This is a genomic window from Streptomyces sp. NPDC002144 (assembly GCF_053593695.1).
The window spans coordinates 98035-121131 of record NZ_JBSFDB010000025.1 but is presented as its reverse complement, the minus strand read 5'-3'; the positions used below and the strand labels follow the sequence as shown (position 1 = coordinate 121131).

Annotated in this window: 22 protein-coding genes and 1 pseudogene; 18 read left to right on the top strand and 5 right to left on the bottom strand. The window is 70.2% G+C overall.

All coding sequences use genetic code 11. The features are described 5' to 3' along the window. The first annotated feature begins 89 nt into the window (after positions 1 to 89). Genes ACWCQ1_RS32380 through ACWCQ1_RS32365 form a run of 4 tightly spaced genes read left to right on the top strand, consistent with a single transcriptional unit; the run spans position 90 to position 4173 of the window. Positions 90 to 959 (top strand): ABC transporter substrate-binding protein, encoded by an 870-nt coding sequence (locus tag ACWCQ1_RS32380; protein ID WP_451027987.1) that lies wholly within the window; start codon positions 90 to 92, stop codon positions 957 to 959. Further along, positions 956 to 1558: a hotdog fold thioesterase gene (locus ACWCQ1_RS32375; protein WP_451027986.1), complete on the top strand. Its 603-nt coding sequence runs from the start codon at positions 956 to 958 to the stop codon at positions 1556 to 1558. Before ACWCQ1_RS32380 ends, ACWCQ1_RS32375 begins: the two co-directional genes overlap by 4 nt. 32 nt (positions 1559 to 1590) lie before the next feature. Continuing rightward, positions 1591 to 3192 carry a bifunctional 3-(3-hydroxy-phenyl)propionate/3-hydroxycinnamic acid hydroxylase gene (locus ACWCQ1_RS32370; protein WP_358604064.1) on the top strand — a complete coding sequence of 534 codons (1602 nt, stop codon included), beginning with the start codon at positions 1591 to 1593 and terminating at the stop codon, positions 3190 to 3192. Between the two features lie 42 nt (positions 3193 to 3234). Next, positions 3235 to 4173, top strand: coding sequence for a VOC family protein (locus tag ACWCQ1_RS32365; RefSeq protein WP_358604061.1), 939 nt, complete (start codon positions 3235 to 3237; stop codon positions 4171 to 4173). Between the two features lie 41 nt (positions 4174 to 4214). Here ACWCQ1_RS32365 and ACWCQ1_RS32360 read toward each other — a convergent pair whose 3' ends face one another. Continuing rightward, positions 4215 to 4814: a TetR/AcrR family transcriptional regulator gene (locus ACWCQ1_RS32360; RefSeq protein WP_358604059.1), complete on the bottom strand. Its 600-nt coding sequence runs from the start codon at positions 4812 to 4814 to the stop codon at positions 4215 to 4217. 113 nt (positions 4815 to 4927) lie between these two features. On the opposite strand from ACWCQ1_RS32360, the gene ACWCQ1_RS32355 reads away from it, so the two are divergent. From ACWCQ1_RS32355 to ACWCQ1_RS32340, 4 genes are read left to right on the top strand one after another with little or no spacing between them, the layout of a single operon-like run. Beyond that, the gene (locus ACWCQ1_RS32355; RefSeq protein ID WP_451027985.1) at positions 4928 to 5947 is read left to right on the top strand and encodes a fumarylacetoacetate hydrolase family protein; all 1020 of its coding nucleotides are present in this window, start codon (positions 4928 to 4930) and stop codon (positions 5945 to 5947) included. Between the two features lie 17 nt (positions 5948 to 5964). After that, positions 5965 to 6543 (top strand): cupin domain-containing protein, encoded by a 579-nt coding sequence (locus ACWCQ1_RS32350; RefSeq protein ID WP_133047017.1) that lies wholly within the window; start codon positions 5965 to 5967, stop codon positions 6541 to 6543. Further along, positions 6540 to 8483, top strand: coding sequence for an acetoacetate--CoA ligase (locus ACWCQ1_RS32345; RefSeq protein WP_451027984.1), 1944 nt, complete (start codon positions 6540 to 6542; stop codon positions 8481 to 8483). Before ACWCQ1_RS32350 ends, ACWCQ1_RS32345 begins: the two co-directional genes overlap by 4 nt. A 7-nt stretch (positions 8484 to 8490) precedes the next feature. Then, entirely contained in the window at positions 8491 to 9444 is a 954-nt protein-coding gene (locus tag ACWCQ1_RS32340; RefSeq protein ID WP_451027983.1) for a fumarylacetoacetate hydrolase family protein, read from the top strand. Between the two features lie 6 nt (positions 9445 to 9450). On the opposite strand, the gene ACWCQ1_RS32335 is transcribed toward ACWCQ1_RS32340, so the two are convergent. Both ACWCQ1_RS32335 and ACWCQ1_RS32330 read right to left on the bottom strand, forming a co-directional pair. Continuing rightward, a complete protein-coding gene (locus tag ACWCQ1_RS32335) occupies positions 9451 to 9990 on the bottom strand; it encodes a MarR family winged helix-turn-helix transcriptional regulator (protein ID WP_451027982.1) in 540 nt (179 codons plus the stop codon). Positions 9991 to 10159: 169 nt separating this feature from the next. Next, positions 10160 to 11095 (bottom strand): LysR family transcriptional regulator, encoded by a 936-nt coding sequence (locus ACWCQ1_RS32330; protein WP_451027981.1) that lies wholly within the window; start codon positions 11093 to 11095, stop codon positions 10160 to 10162. Positions 11096 to 11244: 149 nt separating this feature from the next. Between ACWCQ1_RS32330 and ACWCQ1_RS32325 the strand changes: the two genes are divergently transcribed. From ACWCQ1_RS32325 to hpaD, 10 genes and pseudogenes are all read left to right on the top strand, one after another. Continuing rightward, positions 11245 to 12438, top strand: a complete 1194-nt coding sequence (locus ACWCQ1_RS32325) for a cytochrome P450 (protein ID WP_451027980.1) — start codon at positions 11245 to 11247, stop codon at positions 12436 to 12438. Continuing rightward, on the top strand, positions 12435 to 12773 hold the full coding sequence (locus ACWCQ1_RS32320; protein ID WP_133047012.1) for a bifunctional 3-phenylpropionate/cinnamic acid dioxygenase ferredoxin subunit: 339 nt from the start codon (positions 12435 to 12437) through the stop codon (positions 12771 to 12773). Before ACWCQ1_RS32325 ends, ACWCQ1_RS32320 begins: the two co-directional genes overlap by 4 nt. Further along, positions 12770 to 13951, top strand: coding sequence for an NAD(P)/FAD-dependent oxidoreductase (locus ACWCQ1_RS32315; protein WP_358604037.1), 1182 nt, complete (start codon positions 12770 to 12772; stop codon positions 13949 to 13951). Before ACWCQ1_RS32320 ends, ACWCQ1_RS32315 begins: the two co-directional genes overlap by 4 nt. 38 nt (positions 13952 to 13989) lie before the next feature. Continuing rightward, positions 13990 to 14298, top strand: a pseudogene (locus tag ACWCQ1_RS32310) (alcohol dehydrogenase catalytic domain-containing protein); the annotation flags it as partial. A gap of 248 nt (positions 14299 to 14546) precedes the next feature. Beyond that, positions 14547 to 15050: a flavin reductase family protein gene (locus tag ACWCQ1_RS32305; protein WP_358604032.1), complete on the top strand. Its 504-nt coding sequence runs from the start codon at positions 14547 to 14549 to the stop codon at positions 15048 to 15050. 38 nt (positions 15051 to 15088) lie between these two features. Then, positions 15089 to 16540 (top strand): 4-hydroxyphenylacetate 3-monooxygenase, oxygenase component, encoded by a 1452-nt coding sequence (hpaB, locus tag ACWCQ1_RS32300; RefSeq protein WP_358604029.1) that lies wholly within the window; start codon positions 15089 to 15091, stop codon positions 16538 to 16540. 15 nt (positions 16541 to 16555) lie between these two features. Next, a complete protein-coding gene (locus ACWCQ1_RS32295) occupies positions 16556 to 18022 on the top strand; it encodes a fumarylacetoacetate hydrolase family protein (RefSeq protein ID WP_451027979.1) in 1467 nt (488 codons plus the stop codon). Next, the gene (gene dapA, locus ACWCQ1_RS32290) at positions 18019 to 18966 is read left to right on the top strand and encodes a 4-hydroxy-tetrahydrodipicolinate synthase (RefSeq protein WP_451027978.1); all 948 of its coding nucleotides are present in this window, start codon (positions 18019 to 18021) and stop codon (positions 18964 to 18966) included. Before ACWCQ1_RS32295 ends, dapA begins: the two co-directional genes overlap by 4 nt. Next, the gene (gene hpaE, locus ACWCQ1_RS32285; RefSeq protein ID WP_451027977.1) at positions 18963 to 20450 is read left to right on the top strand and encodes a 5-carboxymethyl-2-hydroxymuconate semialdehyde dehydrogenase; all 1488 of its coding nucleotides are present in this window, start codon (positions 18963 to 18965) and stop codon (positions 20448 to 20450) included. Before dapA ends, hpaE begins: the two co-directional genes overlap by 4 nt. Then, on the top strand, positions 20447 to 21451 hold the full coding sequence (gene hpaD, locus ACWCQ1_RS32280) for a 3,4-dihydroxyphenylacetate 2,3-dioxygenase (protein WP_358604550.1): 1005 nt from the start codon (positions 20447 to 20449) through the stop codon (positions 21449 to 21451). The genes hpaE and hpaD overlap by 4 nt, the downstream gene beginning before the upstream one ends. Positions 21452 to 21516: 65 nt before the next feature. On the opposite strand, the gene ACWCQ1_RS32275 is transcribed toward hpaD, so the two are convergent. Beyond that, positions 21517 to 22491, bottom strand: coding sequence for a sugar phosphate isomerase/epimerase family protein (locus ACWCQ1_RS32275; protein WP_451027976.1), 975 nt, complete (start codon positions 22489 to 22491; stop codon positions 21517 to 21519). Continuing rightward, positions 22488 to 23096 carry a nucleoside deaminase gene (locus ACWCQ1_RS32270; protein ID WP_358604556.1) on the bottom strand — a complete coding sequence of 203 codons (609 nt, stop codon included), beginning with the start codon at positions 23094 to 23096 and terminating at the stop codon, positions 22488 to 22490. Before ACWCQ1_RS32270 ends, ACWCQ1_RS32275 begins: the two co-directional genes overlap by 4 nt. Between the last annotated feature and the right edge of the window lies 1 nt (position 23097).

The window sequence follows — 23097 nt, the reverse complement described above, 5'->3', positions numbered from 1 at the left end:
GACCCAGGAAAATATTACGTACATCGATCCTAGACGTTCCGTTTCGATTGACCTAGTGTGATGGCACCTCGCGCAGAGAGGAGCGCTCAATGACGGCGCGGTTTCGACAGGCGGTGTTCGTTCCGCCCCCCGTGTGTGTCGTCGCCGACGAGCTGGGCCACTTCGCCCGGGCCGGCCTTGAGGTCGAGACCGTGCTGATCGAGTCGTCGACCGACCAGCGTGACCGGCTGCTGACCGACGACGTCGATGCGGCCGTCACGGCCATCGACAACCTGATCGTCTGGAATTCCGGCGGAGGCGACCTCCGGGTCGTCGCCCAGGTCGAGTCGACGACACCCCTCCGGCTGGTCGCACAAGCCTCGGTGAGGAGGCTGGAGGACCTGCGTGGAGCAACCCTCGGCGTCGATGCGCCGGACAACGGCTTCGCCGTCGTGCTGCGTCATCTCCTCGGCCACCACGGCCTCCCGCCCGGCGCATACGAGTTCGAGCCGGTGGGCGGAGTGCGCGAGCGCTTCGAGGCCCTGTGTTCAGGCGCGATCGACGCGGCATGGCTGGGGCCGCCGTTGGACGAGCTGGCACTGCAGGAGGGGTTGGTGTCGCTGCTCGCGGTCGAGGACGAGGTGCCGGACTTCCCCGGGCAGGGTGTCGTGGCCGGTCCCGCGACGCGGCAGGCGGGACGGGACAAGCTCTCGCGCTACCTCACGGCCCTGGAGGCGTCGCGCGACTGGCTGTACACCACCCCCGACGAAGAGATCCTGGACGTGCTGACCAGAGGTGGGTACGGACCGGCCTCGGCGCGGGCCGCGCTGCGCGCCCGCCCCGTGTCGCTGGCCCCCGCTCGCGTCGGCCTGGAGTGCATCCTGACGATGCGCGACAAACTCGGCATGATGCCCGGCCGGGCGCCCGGTGTCGAAGACTTGTACGATGGCCGCCCGCTCGGTCTGGAGCTACGTCCGTGACGGCCGACCTCGTCACCGCCGACGGCCATCGCGATCACTCGGGGCGGGGCGTGGACGGCCAGGTGGCTGCGAGCGTGCGCAGGATGCTCGACGAGGACCGCACGTCCGAGCTCCTCGGAATCCAGGTCGAGTCGGCCGTCGCAGGGCGGGCCCGCGCACGGATGCGGGTCCGGCCGGACATGGTCAACGGGCACGCGATCGTGCACGGCGGACTCGTGTTCGCGTTGGCCGACACCACCTTCGCCTGTGCTGTCAACAGCTTCGGCCCCCCGGTCGTCACGGCCGGCGCGGACATCGTCTTCCGGCGCCCGGGCCACCTCGGTGACGACCTGGTCGCCGAAGCCATGACCCGCTCCCGGCAGGGCCGCACGGTGATCTGTGAGGTCACGGTGCGGCGCGGCGACGACGTCATCGCCGAGTTCAGCGGGCGGGGGGCGCAGATCGCCGCCGGGGGCGGGAAGCCGTCCGCGGCGGGCAGTCCGGTCCGGACGGGTTCGCCGGACAGTGCCGGTCAAAAGGACGACCGGCCCCTTCGAACGGGCGCGGACACCGACGCGGTGGACGGACCAGCCGCGCCGGGGCACGCGCCGGGCGGCTAAGCCGCGGACGCCGAGCGCGCGCGGGCCGTCCGGTGGACGCGCGGGCGCGCGGAGAGCAAAAGGTATATCCAAGCATCAGAGCCGCTAATGGAGTTCAAGTGTCACAGGACTGCGAAGTCATCGTTGTCGGTGGTGGACCTGTCGGGGTGATGGCCCTCACCCTGCTCGGGCATGCCGGTGTACGGGCCGTGGGGATCGAACGCGAGCCCGAGCTGTGGCAGCAGGCGCGGGCCGTGCATTTCGACGGTGAGACCGTTCGTTCCTTCCAGGCCATGGGCCTGGCGGAGGAACTCTCCGCCCGGATCAAACCGATGTGCGTCTACCGCATGGAGAACGAGGCCGGCGAAACCTTGGTGGCCCCTGCCACAGGGCAGATAGGGCCCCAGGGATGGCACTCGGAGGTCCTCTTCCACCAGCCCGAGGTCGACACGCTGCTGCGTGCCGAAGTCGCCCGGCTCGCCGGTGTGGAACTCCGCCTCGGCACCACGCTGCTGGACATCCAGCAGGACGACGGCTCGGTCCGCTGTACCGTCAGTACACCGGACGGCGCGACAGAGGTGATCACCGCGCGATGGGTGATCGCCTGTGACGGTGCCACCTCGACCGTCCGGCGCACGCTCGGGATTCCCGGCGAGAACCTCGGCACCGACGACCCCTGGCTCGTCGTCGACGGACACCTGCGCGGGACGCCGGGCATCGAGGGGGACATGGTCTTCCTCGGCCGGCACACCCGCCCCGCGCTCTGGATCAACCTCCCCGGTGACCGGGTGCGCATGGAGTTCAAGGTCCTCCCCGAGGACGACCGGGAGGAGATCGCGACACCGGAGGGCATTGCCAGGCTGAGCCGGGGTGTTCTCACGCCGCTGAACTTCGAGCCCGACCGCGTCGCCGTCTACACCTTCCGCGCGCGACTGGCCACCGCCTGGCGGGCCGGCAACGTGTTCCTCGCCGGTGACGCCGCCCACCTGGCACCTCCGCTCTTCGGCCAGGGACTGTGCGCCGGTCTTCGGGACGTGGCCAACCTCGTGTGGAAGATCCGGCTCGTCTCCCGCGGCAGGGCCCCCGAGTCCCTGCTCGACACCTACGAGTCCGAACGCCGGGACCACGCCAGGTACTGGGTACAGCAGGCGGCGACCATGGCCGGACTCGTCCAGACCACCGACCCCGAGATGGCCGCCCGGCGGGACGCGCACATCCGCGCCAACCCGGCGGACGCCTACCCGTCGGCACCCCCGCTCGGCCCGGGTCTGCACACGGGCCCCGCCGACCCGCACGCCGGACATCTGTCGATGCAGCCCATGCTGTCCGACGGGACACGGCTCGACGACCTCGTGGGGCGCCGGTTCCTGCTCGCGGCCACGCCGGAACTGCTGGCCGGGCTGCCCGCCGCCGTGAGCAAGGCGCTGGAGGACGACCTCGAGGTCGCCGTACTGACCTCCCCCCAGCAGGTCGGCCAACTGCTTGCGTCGATCGAGGCGCCCGCCGTCGTGGTCCGCCCCGACCGCTATGTGCTCGGTACGGCGCACACCCCCGAACAGCTCGAAGCGCTGCTCCGGCTCCTGCCCCTCACGGGCACCCCGGAACCCCGGGCCGAGACGAGCACGCCGCGGCAAGCGACCACCGCCCAGCACTGACCAGCGGGCGCACCCGCACTGTCTCACCCACAGGAGTTCACCATGCACGACCAACCCATCACGCACCTGCGGCACGTAGACATCGCCGTTCAGGACTACGACAAGCAGGTCGCCTTCTACGAGCAGCAGTGGGGGCTGACCAAGGTCGGTTCCGACGGCGATGTCACGTACTTCGCCGCCGAGGGCTCGCCCGAGCAGTACGTCGTGCGGGTCCGCCGCTCCCAGGACAAGCGCCTCGACCTGGTCTCCTTCGGCGCCCCCGACCGCGCCACGGTGGACGGCCTGGTGACCCGCCTCGCCACCGACGGCGTGAAGCTGGTGAGTGAGCCGGACACGCTCCAGACGCCCGGCGGCGGCTACGGCTTCCGGTTCTTCGACGTGGAGGGGCGCACCATCGAGGTCTCCACCGAGGTGGCCACCCGCACCCACCGCAAGATCGAGGAACGTGAGGACATCCCGGTGCGGCTCTCGCACGTGGTCCTCAACTCCCCGGAACCCGAGCGCATGATGGCCTTCTACGAGAAGTACCTGGACTTCCGCCTCTCGGACACCAACGTGCACCCGCAGCTCGGCGGGATCATGTGGTTCCTGCGCTGCAACCCCCAGCACCACAGCATCGCGATCGCCCGCTGTCCCCATGTCTCGCTGCACCACGCGTCCTTCGAGATGCGCGGCCTGGAGGAGTACATGCGCGGCAGTGGCCGTCTGATGCGCGACGGGGTGTACAAGGTCTGGGGGCCGGGCCGGCACCGCGCCGGGGACAACACCTTCACGTACTTCCACGACCCCAACGGCAACACCATGGAGTACACGACGGAGCTGGAGACCCTCGACGAGGACACCTGGCACCCCCACCTGTACAGCACGGAGGACCCGGAGACCTCGGACGTGTGGGGGACGTCCAACCCGATGAACGAATTCGTGTCGCGGGAGATGTTCAACGACCCGGACCGTGGGCTGTTCGTCGCACCGCCGGTGTGACCTTCAGGCCCGAGGCGTGCGAGACGCCCCAGGGGAGAGGCTCAGGCCTCTCCGCCCGTCGGCGGACGCGCTTGCAGGCCGCGGATTCCCAGATCCACGAGCTGTTCGGCGAGCGCGTCGTCGAGAGGGCTGATCCCGAAGAGAAGGTGGAAGTAGACCGGGGCGTAGAACAACTGGGCTGCCGAACCGGGATCGAGGTCCGCCCGGAAGACGCCTTCGTCGATTCCTCTGCGCATCAGCTTCTCCACGGCCGCGGAGCGCTCCTGCCAGAACCGGGCGCGGAAGCTGGCCATCACCTCGGGGTCGTACTGCCCCTCGGCGATGATCTGGGCGACCAGCTTGCCCTGCGGGCCGGCGTACCGGGAGATCAGCGACTTGAGGTGCGTCAGGAGGGCGTCGCGCACCGGCACCCCTTCGGGGATGCGGGTGTGCGCCAGGTGGTTCTCCATGAAGGCGTCGATGACGACCGCGGCCTTGTTCGGCCACCAGCGGTAGATCGTCGCCTTGCTGACCTTGGCCCGCTTGGCGATCGCCTCCACGGTCAGCTTCTGCACCGTGATGGCGCGCCTGCCGTCGCGGACAAGGAGATCCATGGTCGCGTCGAGGATCGCTCGACGACTCGATTCGCTTCGTACAGCCACGGAGCCAAATTACCCCACGGGCGACCCCATCTCCCAATGAAGAGGGGGATCGACAAGGCAACTCACCCGCCATACGATACGAAACGTTTCGATTAGACATGGGAGATGGAAACATGAAGCTGGGTCGGATTTCCGCACCTTCCCCGGACGGCGACCAGATCAGGCTCGTGGCCGTGCGGCCCGACGAGGACCGGGTCGTCGACCTGGCCAGGGCCTACGCCCTGGCCAGGCAGGCCGAGGGTGCCACACCGGACGCTGCCCGCCGACTGGCCGCCGCGCTCTTCCCGTCGAGCATGGCCGCCGCCATCGCCGCCGGGCCGGCGTTCCTCGACGCCGCCCACTGGGCCGTGGAGCGGGCCTCCGACGACGCCTCGCTGCCGATCGAGGGGCTGTCCTGGGCGGCGGCCGTCGACCCGCCGGTCATCCGGGACGGCCTGACCTTCCCGGCACACATGAAGGGTTTCGCCGAGAAGGTGGGTGGCGGACTGCCCAACCCGCAGCTGTTCAAAACACCCGGCTACTTCAAGGGATCCACCGGAGTGGTGTACGGCCACGACGAGGAGATCCCCTACCCGGGCTACTCCGAGTTCGTCGACTACGAGCTGGAGATGGGCCTCATCGTCGGAGCCGCGGGCCGCAACCTGACCCCCGACGGCGCCCGCGCCCACCTGTTCGGCGTCACGATCTTCAACGACTTCAGCGCCCGCGACCTCCAGGGGTCCGAGATGGGCATGGGCATGGGCCCGCAGAAGTGCAAGGACTACGCGTACGGCATCGGCCCGTGGATCACGACCGTCGACGAGCTGCCCTCCGTCGAAGGGCTCAAGGGCGTGGTCCGCGTCAACGGCGAGGTCTGGAGCGAGACGAGCGCCGAGGGAATGATCTACACCCCGGAAGAACTCCTGGCCTACGTTTCCATCAACGACCGGCTCCAGCCCGGCGACCTCATCGGCTCCGGCACCCTGCCCTACGGCTCCGGACTGGAGATCGACCGGCGTCTGTCGCCCGGAGACGTCCTCGAACTCGAACTCGAAGGCGTCGGCGTCCTGCGCAACCGCCTGAGCGCCGAACCCGACCAGGCCCCCTGGTGGCCCGAGCCCCGCCCGTACCCCTTCGGTACGCCGGCCAACTGACCACGGGATCAAAACAGATGACCAACCCGCACACCGTGAAGCCGGTACGGCGCATCGTCACCGGCCACACCGCCGACGGCCGCTCGACGGTCGTCAACGACGGCCCGGCCCCCAACGTCTTCGTCTCCGACACGGTCGAGGGGTTCGGCGCGACCGTCCCTTGGCAGACCGAACCGGGCGATGTCAGCAACGACGGCAACCAGGACGCGGCCTCCGCCGACGTCCAGGTGCCGATGTACCCCAAGCTCGGCGGAACGGTCTTCCGGATCGCGAGCTTCCCGCCCGACAGCGCGTACACGGACGCCGCCGCCGACTCCCTCTTCGGCGACATCGACGGCGAGCACGCCCGCGACGCCGCGGACCACAGCGACGGCGACCGCCACTTCTGGTTCCACCGCACGGACAGCCTGGACTACGCCCTTGTCCTGGAGGGCGAGATATGGCTGCTGCTGGACGAGGGGGAAGTCCTCGCCCGGGCCGGTGACGTGATCATCCAGCGGGGCACGAGCCACTCCTGGTCCAACCGCAGTGACACGACCTGCCGGGTGGCCTTCGTCCTCCTCGGCGCCCTGCCCGTCGACACCGCCATCTCATGAGCACCGCGCACGACATCCTGTGGACGCCGAGCCCCGCGCGGCAGGAGGGCAGTGAACTGGCTCGCTACCGCCGTACGTTGAAGGACTACGGCGGCGGTGCCGACTACCTCGATCTGTGGCGCTGGTCGACGGAGGACCTCGGCCGGTTCTGGGAGTCCGTCGCCGAGTTCGAGGACGTACGACTCGGTGGTACCGCGGCTGGCCCGGTGGCTCCGCAGGAGATGCCCGGAGGCACCTGGTTTCCCGGCCGTACCGTGAACTACGCCGAGCACGTGCTGCGCCGCTGCCCGGAAGAGGCGCTCGTCGTCGTGGACGACGACGGCACGTCCCACCAGCTCTCCCGAGCCGGCCTGCGCGGCCAGGTCGCCGCCCTCTCCGCCGCGCTGCGCCGGATGGGCGTGGCCCGCGGTGACCGAGTGGCCGCCGTCCTGCCCAACCGTGCGGAGGTAGTCGTGGGGCTGCTCGCCTGTGCCGCGGTGGGGGCCGTCTGGTCGGTGTGCTCCCCGGAGTTCGGCGCGGACGGGGTGCTCTCCCGGTTCGCCCAGCTGGAGCCCAAGGTCCTTCTGCTCACGGACGGCTACCACTACGGCGGACGGACGCACGAGCGCACCGACGAGATGCTCACCGTGATCGACCGGCTGCCGTCGGCGGAGCATGTGCTCTGGGTCGATCACCTCCATCCCGGTAGCCTGCCCACGGCGGACCGCCCCGTGTCGCTCTGGGGCACGGTCACCGCCGGGGGAGGCGAGCCGGAGTTCGACGACCTGCCCTTCGACCACCCGCTGTGGGTGCTGTTCTCCTCCGGTACCACCGGGGCGCCCAAGGGCATCGTGCACGGCCACGGCGGTGTCCTGCTGGAACACCTGAAGGTTCTGCGGCTGCACGCGGACCTGCGGGCAGGCGACCGCTACCTGACCGTCGCCAGCACCAGCTGGGTGGTGTGGAACATGCTGGTCTCCGGACTCGCGGTCGGCGCCACGATCGTTCTGCTGGACGGCAACCCGGTCCGCCCCGACCTGGGCCGCGTCTTCCGCGTCGCCGCTGAACAGGGAGTCGACACACTCGGCGTCAGCGCCGGCTACCTGCACGCCTGTCTCAAGGCCGGTCTCGCCCCCGAGGCCGGGGCGCTGCGGACCTTGCAGGTGACCGGATCACCGCTGTCCACCGACGGATTCCGCTGGGTCTACGACCGGCTCGGCGACGTGTGGCTGACGTCCATGAGCGGCGGCACCGACGTGTGCTCGATCTTCGTCGGCGGGGCCCCCACACTGCCCGTCCGCGTGGGACGCATCCAGGCACCCGCCCTGGGCGTCTGCGTCGCGGCGTGGGACGAGGACGGCAAGCCCGTCGTCGGCAGGCGGGGCGAACTGGTGATCACGCAGCCGATGCCCTCGATGCCCCTGTCCTTCTGGAACGACCCGGACGGCCGGCGCTACCACGAGAGCTACTTCTCCGTGTACGCCGGAGCCTGGCGGCACGGTGACTTCATCGAGTTCGAGCCCGACGGCAGCAGCGTCATCCACGGCCGCTCGGACTCCACGCTGAACCGGCAGGGCGTGCGCATGGGACCGGCGGACATCTACCGGGTCGTCGAGGCGCTGCCCGAGGTCCGCGAAGCCCTCGTGGTCGGTGCCGAACTGGGCGAGGACGCCTACTACATGCCGCTGTTCGTCGCCCTGCAGGAGGACACCGACGCCGAAGCGGTGACACGGCGCATCAACGACGCGCTCCGCGAGGAGCTGTCACCGCGGCACGTGCCGGACGAGGTCGTGCCCATGCGCGGGATCCCGCACACCCGCACCGGAAAGAAGATAGAGGTGCCGGTCAAGCGCCTGCTGCAGGGAGCCTCCCTGAGCGACGTCGTGGACCTGGGCGCTGTGGACGACAGCGCACTGCTCCAGGAATACGCGGAGTTCGCCCACACCCGCCGGAAAGCATGAGGTAGCCATGAGCCAGACCCCCTTCTCCCTGGGCACGTTCACCGACGGACAGTCCGGTCCGTTCCCCGGCATCGTCGTGGCCGACACGGTGTACGACACCCGGACCGTCCTGCCCGCGGCCACGACCACCTCGGACCTGCTGGCCGACTGGGACACGTCGCTGGAAGCGCTCCAGTCCCTGGCCGACGCACCCGAGGGTGACGGGCGGCCGGTCGGCGAACTCACGGTGCTCGCCCCGGTCCAGCCGCCGGGCCAGATCCTCGCCGCCGGGGCCAACTACCGTGAGCACGTCATCCAGATCACCGTGGCGCACCGCCTCGGGAACGCGGACGCCTCCGAGGAGGAACTGCGCGAGCAGGCCGCCCGGGAGATCGACGAGCGCGCCGCGCACGGCGAGCCCTACGTCTGGGTGGGCGTCCCGTCCGCGATCAGCGGCCCGCACGACGACGTCGTCCTGCCCTCCCTCGGCGAGAACCACGACTGGGAACTCGAACTCGGCGTGATCATCGGACGCGAGGCCCGCGAGGTGAGCCACGACGAGTCACTGGCCCACGTCGCCGGATACACCATCTGCAACGACCTGACGACGCGCAGCCTGGTGGCGCGACCGGACATTCCGATGATGGGCACCGACTGGATGCGGGCGAAGAACCAGCCCACGTTCTATCCCACGGGCCCGTACCTCGTGCCGGCGCGCTTCGTGCCCGACCCGCAGGACCTGGACATCACGCTCCGGCTCAACGGCAAGGTCATGCAGAAGGGCAACACCAACGACATGATCTTCGGTGTGGCGGCCCTCGTCTCGTACATCTCGCACCGGGTGACGCTGCGGCCGGGCGACATGGTCATCACCGGCTCCCCCCAGGGGAACGGCTCGCACTACGGCCGGTTCCTGCGCGCGGGCGACGTGATGGAGAGCGAGATCACCGGACTCGGCTCACAGCGGAACCTGGTCAGGTAGCCACAGTCACGTCCGTTGCCTGACCTCGAACCGCAGGGAGTGGGCGGTGAGCTTCTCCAGCAGTGTGACGAGCGTATTCTGTTCGTCCGTGCTGAGCGAGCCCGCCCACTCCTGTTCGCGTTCGTTGTGCGCCTGGAAAGCCGCGGTGATGGCCTGCAGACCGCTCTCGGTGAGGTTGAGGTCGACCGCGCGGCCGTCGTGCGGCGAGCGTGTCCTGCTGACGAGGCCGTCCCGCTCCAGCGTGTTCACCAACGCCGACACGGCCGCGCGGCTCATACCGGAGAGCTCGGCGACCTTCTTCGCCTCCACGGGGCCCGTCAGCCAGATCGCGAACAGCACGCGGAAGCCGGGCCACGACCACCCACGGGGACGGTGGACGGTGGATTCCAGGTCGTAGACCAGCATGTTCGCGGCCCGGGTGAGGCTGAGCACCAATCGCATCGCCAGCGGATCGACGCCGGGCAGCTCACGGCTCGCGCGGTGGACCGCGTGATCGATGAACGACCAGAAATGCAGGTCCTCGTTGTCCGGGTGCTCGTGGTTCACACCAGGAGTGTAGGACGGGGGCCGACAGGGCCTTCGGCCCGCCCGCACGGCGGCGGTCGTGAGCCGGTGCCTTTCCGGAAAGCAGTAACGAAACGAAACGGCCAGTACCGAAAGCTTCGGAAGTCGGCGTTGTCGACATTCCCGGTATGCCACTGGCGGACAGGCGGTGTTACAGAAGATCGCGGTCCTCGATCGCCGGCCGTGCGGGTCCGGCCGCGAGGGTGCGGTGGCAGAAGTCGGCGAACGCCTTGGCTCGCCGGGTCAGCTTGGCGCGGGCGGGCCAGGCCAGAAGTACGGGCATGTCGGCGACCTCCTCCCGGATCTCGCATTCGGCCAGCGGTACGCCCTCGTGGCTGACGCCGGAGGTGGGCCGCTGGATCAGAAGTGAGTAGCCGAGGCCCCGCGCCACCAGTGAGCGCACCGTTTCGAAGCTGCTCGTCGTGTGCCGGATCACGGGCCGGATGCCGAGCGAGGCGAGCAGTTCCGTGAAGTACCGCCGGCTCGGCGGGTTGTCGAGCATGATCATCGGTTCGTCCGCGAGGTCGTGCAGGCTCACCGGTGCCTGCCCGGCCAGGGGGTGAGTGCGGGCCAGCAGCACGTGCGGGCGGGTGATGTACAGCGTCTCCTGCTGGATGCCCTGCTGCAGGTCGAGGTCGTACAGCAAGGCAATTTCGCAGCTGCCGTCGAGGAGTTTCTCCTGCAGTTCCACCTGGGTGCCCTCCACGAAGCTCAGTCGCACCGTCGGATGTTCGGCGGCGAAACCCTCCAGGACGCCGGGCATCAGGAACGGGGCCAGGGTCGTGTAGCAGCCGACGGTCAGGTTGCCGGAGAGCCCCCCGCCCAGGTTGCGTGCACTGGAGACGAGTTCGTCCGCGTGGGCGAGCAGCGGGCGCGCGTCCGCGAGCACGGCCAGGCCGGCCTGGGTGATGGTCAGCCCCTTGGCCTGGCGGCGCAGGAAGAGCTGGACGCCGAGGGTGCGCTCCAGCTCGCTGACGGCCAGGGCGATCGTGGACTGGGAGATGTGCTCGCGTGCGGCGGCGCCCGCGATGGTTCCGGCCTCGGCCGCCGCCACGAAGAACCGGAGCTGGCGCAGGGAGAGCGTCATGAGCTCGTACCTCAGGAATCCTGTGGTTATTGCCGGTGTATTGCTGGATTCCAGAGTATTCCGTGCTCACGTGGCGTACCGCACAGTCGTTGCAGCCCGATGCGGCCGACATCCCCTTCCCGATGCGGCCGACACCGTGAGGAGCCGCTATGCCCATCGCAAGAAATCTCACCAGCAAAGACCTCTACGCCGACCCGTACCCCGTCTACCGCGAGCTCAGGGACCAGGAGCCCTGGGCCTGGTCGGCCGGGCTCGGCATGTGGCTCGTCAGCCGCTACGAAGACGTCGTCTTCGTCGACGAGCACCCCGAGATCTTCGGCGCGCACCAGGAGAACTCCCTCGCCGAACGCACCATGGGCCTGGTCATGATCCGTACCGACGGCGACGCCCACCGCAGGCTGCGCTCCGCGGTGGACGGCCCGCTCAAGCGCCGCAACGTGCGCCGGCAGTGGTCGGCGGGGCTCACCGCGCACGCCACGGAACTCGCCGAAGGGCTCACTTCCACGCCGGAGTTCGACCTCGTGTCGGACTTCGCGGCGCCCTTCGCCGCTCAGGCGCTGATGCGGACCGCCGGGCTGCCCGACGTGAACACCGAGCAGGTGGTCCAGTGGTCGCGTGCCTTCATCGCGGGTCTGGCCAACCACGACGACGACCCGGCGGTCTGGGAGCGTGCCGGACGCGCCAGATCCGAGGTGGGGGAGCTGGTCCGCGAGGCCGTGGCCCGCGTGACGGCCGCACCGGATCACACCGTGATCTCCGCGATGGTGCACGCCGAACTCGCCGAGCCGCTGACCGTCGAGGAGATCGCCACTCAGGTGCGTTTGATGATCTCCGGCGGCTTCAACGAGCCCTGGCACGCGCTCGCCACGCTGGTCTGGCAGCTGTGCGAACAGCCCCAGCTGCGCGACCGCGTGCTGGCCGACTCCGAGGCCCTCGACGCGGCCATCGAGGAGACGATGCGCTGGCTCACCCCCGTCGGGGCCTTCCCGCGGCAGCTCGCCGTCGACCACACGGTGGGGGACGTGACGCTACGGGCCGGGGACAAGCTGCTCGCGCTCGCCGCGTCGGCCAACCGGGACGACCGCAAGTTCGCCGCCCCGGACGCCTTCGACATCGACCGCCCCGAACTCTCGGACCACCTCGCCTTCTCGCTGGGCGCCCACTACTGCCTGGGCACCTATCTGGCGCGGGAGCAGCTCCGTACCGCGGTGCCCGCGCTGTTCGCATCGCTCGCCGGGCTGCGCGTCACCGGCACTCCGAACCTGGTCGGCTGGATGTTCCGCGGGCCGGAATCGGTCCTCATGCGTCATGACGCCCAGGGCGTGAAGGGGGCGGCACAGTGATCCAGCTCTGTCCGCTCGCGGACCTCACCCCCGGTGTGGTCACCCGCATTGCCAGGCCCGACGTGCCGGTTCCCCTGGCGCTCGTCAAGGTCGGCGAACGCGTCTTCTGCGTCGACGACACCTGCTCCCACGAGACCGCCTCGCTCTCCGACGGCTGGCTGGACGGCCATGAGATCGAGTGCCCGCTGCACGAGTCACGGTTCGACCTGCGGACCGGCAAGCCCGACTGTCCGCCGGCGCGGCGGCCCATCCGTACGCACGCCGTCCAGGTCGTCGACGGCATGGTGTGCGTCGACGCGTCCTCGGTGGCGCCGGCCGCGGAGACCGCGCGATGACCACGATCGCCGTCGTCGGCACCGGACTGGCCGGTGTCCGGGCCGCCGAGGCCCTGCGCGCCGAAGGCCACGACGGGCGTCTCGTCCTGGTCGGCGAGGAGACCTCGCAGCCCTACGACCGGCCTCCGCTGTCCAAGCAGGTGCTGCTGGGCACGTACGAAGCCCAGGACATCGCGCTGACGGACGACGACCTGCTGGCCGTGCTCGACGCCGAGTGGCTGCTCGGTACCCGCGCCACCGCCCTCGATCCGTCCTCACGGTCCCTCACCCTCGCCGACGGGCGAAGCCTGCGCGTGGACGGCGTGGCCATCGCGACGGGCGCCCGCGCTCGCACACTCCCCGGAATGCCGCCGCTCGACGGGGTGCACACCCTCCGCACCCTGGACGACGCACACCGACTGCGCAAGGACCTGTCCCAGCCGGGCCGGGTGGTCGTGGTGGGAGGCGGGTTCATCGGTGCCGAGGTCGCCTCCGTGGCGCGTTCCCTCGGCCACGAGGTGACCATCGTCGAGTACGAACAGAGGCCGCTGCTGCGGCAACTGGGCCCCGAGGCCGCCGGCGTCCTGGCCCGCCTGCACACGGACCACGGCGTCACCCTGGTGACCGGAGTGGGTGTCACCGGCCTCCTCGGCGAGCACGGGGTGCGGGCGGTGGCGTTGTCCGACGGCCGTTTCCTGCCCGCGGACGTGGTGGTCGTCGGAGTGGGAGCGGTGCCCAACACCGAGTGGCTGGCGGGCTCCGGTGTCGACTGCGACAACGGCGTTCTCACGGACGAGTGGTGCCGGACCACCGTGCCGGGGGTGGTCGCGGCGGGCGATGTGGCCGCGTACCGCTGCCGTGCCGGTCGGCTGCGCATCGAGCACTGGACGAACGCGCGGGACATGCCGGTCATCGCCGCCCGGTCGCTGCTGGCGGAGTTGCGCGGCGAGGACCCGATGACACAGCCGGCCCACGACCCGCTGCCCTACGTCTGGTCGGACCAGTACGGCGTCCACGTCCAGATCGCCGGCCGGCCCGGCGCCGACGACCGGCTCGAACTCGTCTCGGGCTCGTACGACGACAGCTTCACGGCCGTGTACCGACGTGACGGCGAGATCGCCGGCGTGCTCGCCGTCGACAGCCCCAGGGAGTTCGGGCGTCTGCGGCGGGATCTCCGCACCACCTGGGCATCGCGTTAGCCGCAACGCTCACCCGTCTTACGAGAGGAAGAACAGACATGTCCCAGGAGGTGAGGGCTGTTGTCGCCCGCGGCAAGGGTGCACCCGTGTCGGTGGAGACCATCCTGGTACCCGACCCGGGGCCGGGCGAGGCCCTGGTGCGGGTGCTGGCCTGCGGGGTGTGCCACACCGACCTGCACTACCGGGAGGGCGCCATCGGCGACGACTTCCTCTTTCTGCTCGGTCACGAGGCGGCGGGAGTCGTCGAAGCGGTCGGCGAGGGTGTCACCGAGGTCACCCTGGGTGATTTCGTCATCCTCGGCTGCTGGCTCCCACCGGCGACACGCTCATCGCCGGCGGCCCGGGGGGCAAGGACCACGACCATCGGGGCCGAGGCTCCGCATCTTCAGGAGTGGATCGCCCGCGGTCACTGAATTCTCCCGCTCCGGGGCTTCCCAACAGCGAGCGGCCCAGGTACCGTCCAAATAATCAAAGCTTTGATTACATGCTTCGAGCAGCATCTCTACCGCTTCGCCCACCGGCCTGCGGGACCGGCGCCGGCCCTCCCCCGCCTCGCGAAGGACACAGCCGGCGATCCACTCAAGGAGTCCTCCCGATGTCCCAAGCCCTCGCCCCGCCCAGCCCCGGCGCCCTGCGCGCCTGCATGTCCCGGTTCGCCACCGGCGTCACCGTCGTGACGTACGCGGGCGAGGACGGTCCCCGGGGCGCGACCATGAACTCCTTCACGTCCGTCTCCGCCGATCCCGCACTGGTGCTCGTCAGCGTCGCCCGACGCGCCCGCTGCCACGACCAGCTGATCGACAGCTCCTTCTGCGTCAACATCCTCGGTGCCGAGCAGGAGCCGCTGGCCCGGCTGTTCGCCGGGGTGCAGGGCGCCGCCGAGCCGCGCTGGGCGACCGCGGCCCGGGTACCCCGCCTCGCCAACCCCCTGGCATGGGTGGAGTGCGAGCCATGGCGTGCCTACGACGGAGGGGACCACACCCTCGTCGTCGGCCGCGTCACCGACCTCGGCCACCGTGACGGCGACGCCCTCACCTACGCCTGGAGCCGCTTCGGCACCGCGGCCGAGTCCACCGACGGCATCGAACACCTCATCTGAAACGCCACCCCGCTGATCACCTCCCCAGGAGAACCACCATGGCCGCACGCACCGGCAAGGAATACCTGGAGCGCCTCGCCGCCTCCCGCCCCACCGTCCACATCCAGGGCGAGACCCTCACCGGCGGCATCCAGGACCACCCCGGCTTCCGCAACGTCGTCCGCACCTACGCCGAACTGTTCGACCTCCAGCACTCGGACGAGCACAAGGACGTCCTCACCTACACCTCACCCACGTCCGGCGAGCCGGTCGGCACCTCCTTCCTCACCCCGAAGACCCCGGAGGACCTGGTCAAGCGCCGCAAGGCGTACAAGGTGTGGGCCGACCACAGCAACGGCATGCTCGGCCGCACCGGCGACTACATGAACAGCTCCCTCATGGCCCTCGCCTCGGCCGCCGACTGGTTCGCCCAGGCCAACCCCGCATTCGGCGAGAACATCCGCCGCTACTACGAGAAGGTCCGCGAAGAGGACCTCCTGTGCACCCACACGCTGATCCCGCCGCAGGTCAACCGTTCCGTCGCCGGTACCCAGCAGGCCGGCGGCAAGCTGGCCGCGCGGATCGTGAAGGAGGACGACAACGGCGTAGTGATCCACGGCGCCCGCATGCTGGCCACCATCGCCCCGTTCGCCGACGAGATGCTCGTCTTCCCCTCGACCGTGCTGCGCGGCACCCCCGAGGACAAGCCGTACTCCTACGCCTTCGCCATCCCCAACGACACCCCCGGCCTGCGCTACATCGCCCGCGAACCGCTCGACTACGACCGTCCCCGCCACGACCACCCCCTCGGCTCCCGTTTCGAGGAGTCGGACTGCGTGGTCGTCTTCGACAACGTGCACGTGCCGTACGAGCGCTGCTTCGCCCTCGGCGACGCCGAACTGTGCAACGGCTTCTACTCGCAGACGTCGTCCGTGGTGCACATGACCCATCAGGTCGTCACCCGCACCACCGCCAAGACCGAGTACATCCTCGGCCTGGTCACCCTGCTCACCGAGGCCATCGGTATCGAGCAGTTCCAGCACGTCCAGGAGGACATCGCCGAGATCATCGCCACGCTGGAGACGCTGCGGGCTTTTCTGCGCGCCGCCGAGGCCGACGCCGAGGTCAACGAGTACGGCGTGCTCACCCCGGCCTTCGCCCCGCTCAACGCGGCCCGCAACCTCTACCCCAAGCTGTACCAGCGCTTCCCGCAGATCCTGCGCAAGCTCGGCGCCTCCGGCCTGATGGCCACCCCGACCGAACTCGACATCGAGGGACCCGCAGCCGCCGACATCGAGGCGTACCTGCAGTCGGCCACCCTGACCGGCCCCGAGCGCGTGAAGCTGTTCCGTCTGGTGTGGGACACCTGCATCTCCGCCTTCTCCAGCCGCCAGGCGCTGTACGAGTACTACTTCTTCGGCGACCCCGTGCGGATGGCCGGCGCCTACGTGAAGAGCTACGACCGCGAGCCGTACAAGGCCAGGGTCCAGGCCTTCCTCGACCGCGCCTGATCCCGGACGGACGACATGACGCACCCGCTCGGAAACCCTCCGTCGAAGATCATCGCCCTGCATCTCAACTACCCGAGCCGCGCCAAGGAGCGCGGCCGGATCCCCGCCCACCCGTCCTACTTCCTCAAGCCGCCCTCGTCGCTCGCGGGCACGAAGGACGCACTCGTCCGCCCCGAGGGATGCGAACTCCTCGGATTCGAGGGCGAGATCGCCCTCGTCATCGGCTCGCGCGCACAGCGGGTGCGGCCCGAGGACGGATGGCAGTACGTGCGCTGGGTGACCGCCGCCAACGACGCGGGCGTGTACGACCTGCGCTACGCCGACCGCGGCTCCAACCTCCGCTCCAAGGGCGGCGACGGCTTCACGCCGATCGGGCCGCGCCTGCTGGACGCGCGCGAACTCGACCCGGCCGCGCTCCGGTTGCGGACGTGGGTCAACGGCGAACTGGTCCAGGACGACACCACCGACGCCCTGCTGTTCCCGTTCGGCGAACTGATCGCGGACCTGTCGCGGCAGGTGACCCTGGAACCGGGGGACGTCATCCTCACCGGTACGCCGGCCGGCGCCTCCGTAGTGGTGCCCGGTGATCTGGTCGAGGTGGAAGTGTCCGGCAGCGGCCTGTCCACCGGCCGCCTGCGCAGTCCTGTCGCCGCCGGGCCCGCCCTGGAGCCGTACGGTGCGATGCCCAAGGCCGATCCGGCGGAGCGGGAGGCCGCGTACGGGACGGCGTACACGCCCGCACCCCTGCTGGACAGGCGGATCGAGGACGGGCTGCGCTCGGTCGCCGTCGCCACCCTCAGCGCGCAACTCCGTTCCCGCGGCCTGCCGCACATGTCCATCGACGGCGTCCGCCCCACCCTGCCGGACCGGACCATGGTCGGCGTCGCCCACACCCTGCGCTACCTGCCGCTGCGCGAGGACCTCTTCAAGAGGTTCGGCAACGGCATGAACGCCCAGAAGCGGGCGATCGAGGAGCTGCGGCCGGGCCACGTGCTCGTCATGGACGCCCGCCGCGACACTTCCGCCGGGACTCTCGGCGACATCCTCGCGCTGCGCGCCCAGGTGCGAGGCGCGGCCGGGGTCGTCACCGACGGCGGCCTGCGCGACAGTGCCGCGGTCACCGAACTGGGCCTGCCCGTCTACCACGGTGGCGAGCACCCCTCCGTCCTGGGCCGCCGCCACGTCCCCTGGGACACGGGCGTGCCCATCGCCTGCGGCGGCGCCTTGGTCCAGCCCGGCGACCTGATCGTCGGCGACGCGGACGGCGTCGTGGTCGTACCACCCGAGCTGGCCGAGGAGCTGATCGCCGACTGCCGGGAGCAGGAGCTGCGGGAGCGCTTCATCACCGAGCAGGTGCGCGCCGGGCACAGCGTCGACGGGCTGTATCCCCTCGGTCCCGACTGGCGCGAACCGTTCGAGCGGTGGCGCCGCGGCCACGACCCCTCGCAGACCTCGCCCGCTTCGCAAGGAGAACCCGCATGAAGTTCCGCAGTGACCCCTCCGCCATCCGCGGATCCATCGCCCCGGTCGTCACCCCCTTCACCGACGAGGGCGACGTCGACCACGACAGCCTGAGCGCCCTGATCCGCTTCCAGCTGGAGTCCGGTTCGCATGGCATCTCGCTCGGCGGTTCCACCGGCGAGCCCAGCGCGCAGACTGTCGCCGAGCGGATCGCCGCCATGCGCACGGCCGTAGCGGAGATCGGCGACCGGGTGCCCTTCCTGCCCGGCACCGGCTCGCACAAGCTGAACGAGACCCTCGAACTGACGGCCGCTGCCCAGGACTTGGGCGCCGACGCGGCACTAGTGATCACCCCTTACTACGCGCGTCCCACCCAGGAGGCGCTGTACCAGTGGTACGCGAGGGTGGCCCGGGAGTTCCCCGACCTGCCGATCGTCGCGTACAACGTGCCCTCCCGCACCGCGGTCGACATCGCCCCCGAGACGGTGAAGCGGCTGTTCACCGACTTCGACAACTTCGTCGGGGTCAAGGAGACCACCAAGGACTTCGAGCACTTCTCCCGCGTGCTGCACGCCTGCGGCCGCTCGCTGCTCGTGTGGTCCGGCATCGAGCTGCTGTGCCTGCCTCTGCTGGCTCTCGGCGGTGCCGGGTTCGTGTCGGCCGTCGCCAACCTTGCGCCGAACGCGGTGGCGCGCATGTACGAGCTGTGGGAGGCCGGCGACTTCGAGGCCGCCCGGGACCTGCACTACCGCCTGCACCCGCTGGTCGACCTGCTGTTCGTGGAGACCAACCCGGCACCGGCCAAGTGGGTCCTCGCCCAGCAGGGCCGGATCGCGTCGGCGCACGTGAGGCCGCCGCTCGTCACCCCCACCGACCAGGGCCTCGCCCGCATCCGCGCCCTCCTCGCCGAGGGCGGGGACCTTACGCAGCAGCTCGGAACCCAGCAGATCGGAGCCGGCAAGTGAGCACCACCCCCGAGGGCCTGCCCTCGATCATCCGGCACTGGATCGGCGGCGAACTCGTCGACGCGGTGGACGGCCGCACCTTCGACGTCACCGACCCCGTGTCCAACTCCGCCTACGCACAGGCCGCGCGCGGTGCACAGGCCGACGTCCAGCGGGCCGTCGAGGCGGCGCGGGCCGCCTTCCCCGGCTGGTCGTCGATCTCCAACCGCGAGCGCGCCGGCGTCCTCTACCGGATCGCCGACGCCGTCGAGGCGCGCCACGACCGCCTCGCGCACTTCGAGTCGTACGACTCGGGTCTGCCGATCACCCAGGCCAAGGGTCAGGCCCGGCGCGCCGCCGAGAACTTCCGCTACTTCGCGGACGTGATCGTCGCACTCGGCGAGGAGGCCTTCCGGCAGGGGGACGAGCAGTTCAGCTACGTGGTGCGCACCCCGGTCGGGGTCGCCGGCCTGATCACGCCGTGGAACACCCCGTTCATGCTGGAGAGCTGGAAGCTCGCGCCGGCCCTCGCCTCGGGCTGCACGCTCGTCCTCAAGCCCGCCGAGTGGACGCCTCTGTCGGCGTCGCTCTGGCCGGAGATCCTCGCCGAGGCGGGGGTGCCGGCCGGAGTCGTCAACATCGTCCACGGCATCGGCGAGGAGGCCGGGCAGGCCCTCGTCGACCACCCGGACGTGCCGCTGATCTCCTTCACGGGCTCGACCGACACCGGAAAGCACATCATCCGGTCCTCCGCCGAGCACCTGAAGACCACGTCGATGGAGCTGGGCGGCAAGTCCCCGGTCGTCGTCTTCGCCGACGCCGACATCGAGGCGGCCCTGGACTCCGTGGTCTTCGGCGTGTTCTCGCTCAACGGCGAGCGCTGCACGGCGGGTTCCCGGGTGCTCGTCGAGCGCCCGCTCTACGAGGAGTTCACCCGCCGCCTCGCCGAACGAGCCGAGCGGGTCAAGGTCGGCCTGCCGTCCGACCCGGCCACCGAGGTCGGCGCGCTGGTCCACACCGAGCACTACGAGCGCGTCCTGAACTACGTCGAGATCGGCAAGAAGGAGGCCCGGCTGGTGGCGGGCGGCGCCCGCCCGGACCACCTGACCGAGGGCAACTACCTTCAGCCGACCGTCTTCGCGGACGTCTCCCGTGACGCCCGCATCTTCCAGGAGGAGATCTTCGGTCCGGTGGTCGCCGTCGCCCCCTTCGACGACGAGGCCGAGGCCGTCGAGCTGGCCAACGCCACCCGGTTCGGCCTGGCCGCCTACATCTGGACCTCGAACCTCAAGCGCGGCCACCGCATCGCCCACGCCGTCGAGTCCGGCATGCTCTGGATCAACTCCCACAACGTCCGTGACCTGCGCACCCCCTTCGGCGGCGTCAAGGCCTCGGGCGTCGGCCGCGAGGGAGGCGCCCACAGCATCGACTTCTACACCGAGTCCAAGATCGTCCACGTCGCGCTCGGTGACGTCCACACCCCTCGGTTCGGAGCCGCCCGATGACCGCCGTACCCGCACCGGACGTGGTCCGCTCGGCCTACGCCCAGCTGGCCGTCACGGATCTCGCCAAGGCCCGCTGGTTCTGGGTGGACATGCTCGGCTTCCACATCCAGTACGAGGACGCCGACTCCCTCTACCTGCGCGGGACCGACGAACTCACCCATCACTCGCTCGTGCTGCGCAAGGGTGAGATCGCCGCGCTCGACCACATCTCCTACCGAGTCCGCACTCCGGACGACGTCGACAAGGCGGAGAAGTTCTTCACCGAACTCGGCCGCCCCGTCAAGCGGTTGAAGAAGGGCGGGGGCACGGTCGGCGTCGGCGACGCCGTACGCGTCATCGACCCGCTGGGCTTCCCGGTCGAGTTCTTCCACGAGATCGAGCGCGGTGAGCGCCTCATCCAGCGTTACGACCTCCACCGCGGCGCCCAGATCGCCCGCCTCGACCACTTCAACATCTGCACCCCCGACATTCCCGCCGCCTACGCCCACTACAAGTCCCTCGGCTTCGGCTGCTCCGAGACCATCGAGGGCGACGAGCACGAGCTGTACGCGGCCTGGATGTACCGCAAACAGACCGTCCACGACGTCGCCTTCACCGGTGGCGCGGGCCCTCGGCTGCACCACCTCGGTGTGGCCACGCACGAGTCCCACCAGGTGCTGCGCACCGCCGACATCTTCGGCGCGCTGCACGAGGAGAAGTACATCGAGCGCGGGCCCGGCCGGCACGGTGTCTCCAACGCCTTCTACGTCTATCTGCGCGACCCGGACGGCCACCGGGTGGAGATCTACACCTCCGACTACTACACCGGCGACCCCGACCACGAGACGTACCGCTGGAACGTCCACGACGACCGCCGCCGCGACTTCTGGGGCAACGCGGTGATCGAGTCCTGGTACAAGGAGGCGACCCCGGTCCTCGACCTCGACGGGCGGCCGCAGCCGGTGAGCAGCGCGCTACTGGACGAGTCCGCCGTCCAGGTCGGCGCCGACGGACTCGGCTGACGGTGAGAACCGGCTCCGGCGCCGGGTGCGGCACCGGAGCCGGTCCGTGATCCGTCCCACCGCGATCACCGCATCCGCACCCCCGGCAGTGCCCGGACCCTCTCCACAACGGCCCTTCCCGCCCGCAGAGCGGCAACGGGATCGGCCGCCTCGTCCAGTTCGACGAGGACGATGTCGGCGCCGGGAGTACGGGACATCGCGTCGGCCCATGCCTTCCAGTCCACGATGCCGGTGCCCAGTGCGGTCATGTAGGGCTGCTGCTGGGCGAAGACCGTCTCGTCGATGGTGAGTTCGACGTCGATCGGCTTGACGGCGTCCTTCCAGTGCGCGAGCGCGACGCGCTGGGAGTGACGGCGCGCGACGGCGACGGGGTCGCCGCCACCGAGCGCGATGTGGCATGAGTCGGGGCACAGCCACACGTAGCGCGGATCTGTCAGGGCCATGAACAGGTCGATGTCCCTTTCGTACCAGAGGGTGCTGTTGGACTCCGTGTGGAAGGCGAGCTTCACGCCGTACCGGGAGACGGCCTCGCCGACCGCGTGGGCGATGTCGGCCATCCGGTTCATGTACGCGGCGTCCACGAAGAACGGCGGCCGCGTCCCGAACGTCCGCCGCATCGGCAGTCCGGTGACGAGCAGTTCCGCCCCCGCCTCGGCGAGGAAGGCGGCGCGTCGCTCGGCGTCGGCGACGATCGCGGGCAGGTTGCCGCCCTGCAGCCAGTCGGGGGCATCGCTGCCGGCGACGAACGCGCTCACCACGAACAGGCCGTGTGCCGCCAGCTCACGGCGGAAGGCATCCGCGCCGCCGAAGGCGCGCAGAGCCGGGTCGATGTCGCCGGGCGCGAAGGTCAGCTCCAGGCCGCTCACCCCGGCTTGGGCGAGTGCGTCCATCACTCGTGCCCAGAAGAGCCGGGGGTGGTCGTGGGCCCAGCGGCGCAGGGCGTCGGCGGAGTCCAGTCCCCAGAAGTCCGGGTGGTAGAAGGTGATGACGTCGGTCGCGAAGCGGGGTGTGGGCGGTGCCGGCGGATCCAGGAGGGTCATACGGCGCCTGCGCGGGCGTTGTAGACGGTGACGCCGTGGGCGTCGACGGCGTCCCGGTAGCCGCGGAACACGGCGAGTGCCTCGTCCCGCAGTACATCCCGTACGATCGTGATGCCGCGTGCCTCGAACTGTTCGGCCCAGTCCGCGCCGAGTGGGCCCTCGTCGAAGGTCGTGATCTCCTCCAGGTCCGGCCCCTCGCCCGCGACCACGAGACCCCGCACCCCGGACCACATCGTCGCGCCGTAACAGAGCACGCAGGGACGCCAGTTGACGACCAGCTCGTGCGCCGGCAGGCCCTCGCCCCCGAGGTCCCAGCCACCGGTCGCCTTCTGGGCGAGGCCCAGCGCGAGGACCTCGGCGTGCGCGCTGGAGACACCGGAGGCGAGTACGACGTTCACGCCGACCGAGATGATCCGGCCGCTGCCCTGCTCGGCGACGAGTGCCGCGAACGGACCGCCGTTGCCCTCACGCCAGTTGCGGTCGGCGAGGCGGTGCACGAGGCGCATCCGGTCCTCACGGTCAGGGATGACGTCCGGTACGTCGGCGAGTTCGTCATCGATCCACGCGGGCAGCGCCACGCGGTATTCCTTCGGGATGTCGATCACG

Bases quoted from the DNA above. Each gene is read 5' to 3' on its own strand.
- hpaD (WP_358604550.1), top strand. From the start codon at position 20,447: ATGACCGCCGTACCCGCACCGGACGTGGTCCGCTCGGCCTACGCCCAG.
- ACWCQ1_RS32355 (WP_451027985.1), top strand. From the start codon at position 4,928: ATGAAGCTGGGTCGGATTTCCGCACCTTCCCCGGACGGCGACCAGATC.
- ACWCQ1_RS32345 (WP_451027984.1), top strand. From the start codon at position 6,540: ATGAGCACCGCGCACGACATCCTGTGGACGCCGAGCCCCGCGCGGCAG.
- ACWCQ1_RS32295 (WP_451027979.1), top strand. From the start codon at position 16,556: ATGACGCACCCGCTCGGAAACCCTCCGTCGAAGATCATCGCCCTGCAT.
- hpaB (WP_358604029.1), top strand. From the start codon at position 15,089: ATGGCCGCACGCACCGGCAAGGAATACCTGGAGCGCCTCGCCGCCTCC.
- ACWCQ1_RS32380 (WP_451027987.1), top strand. From the start codon at position 90: ATGACGGCGCGGTTTCGACAGGCGGTGTTCGTTCCGCCCCCCGTGTGT.
- ACWCQ1_RS32330 (WP_451027981.1), bottom strand. From the start codon at position 11,095: ATGACGCTCTCCCTGCGCCAGCTCCGGTTCTTCGTGGCGGCGGCCGAG.
- dapA (WP_451027978.1), top strand. From the start codon at position 18,019: ATGAAGTTCCGCAGTGACCCCTCCGCCATCCGCGGATCCATCGCCCCG.
- ACWCQ1_RS32305 (WP_358604032.1), top strand. From the start codon at position 14,547: ATGTCCCAAGCCCTCGCCCCGCCCAGCCCCGGCGCCCTGCGCGCCTGC.
- ACWCQ1_RS32365 (WP_358604061.1), top strand. From the start codon at position 3,235: ATGCACGACCAACCCATCACGCACCTGCGGCACGTAGACATCGCCGTT.
- ACWCQ1_RS32340 (WP_451027983.1), top strand. From the start codon at position 8,491: ATGAGCCAGACCCCCTTCTCCCTGGGCACGTTCACCGACGGACAGTCC.
- ACWCQ1_RS32275 (WP_451027976.1), bottom strand. From the start codon at position 22,491: ATGACCCTCCTGGATCCGCCGGCACCGCCCACACCCCGCTTCGCGACC.
- ACWCQ1_RS32350 (WP_133047017.1), top strand. From the start codon at position 5,965: ATGACCAACCCGCACACCGTGAAGCCGGTACGGCGCATCGTCACCGGC.
- ACWCQ1_RS32315 (WP_358604037.1), top strand. From the start codon at position 12,770: ATGACCACGATCGCCGTCGTCGGCACCGGACTGGCCGGTGTCCGGGCC.
- ACWCQ1_RS32325 (WP_451027980.1), top strand. From the start codon at position 11,245: ATGCCCATCGCAAGAAATCTCACCAGCAAAGACCTCTACGCCGACCCG.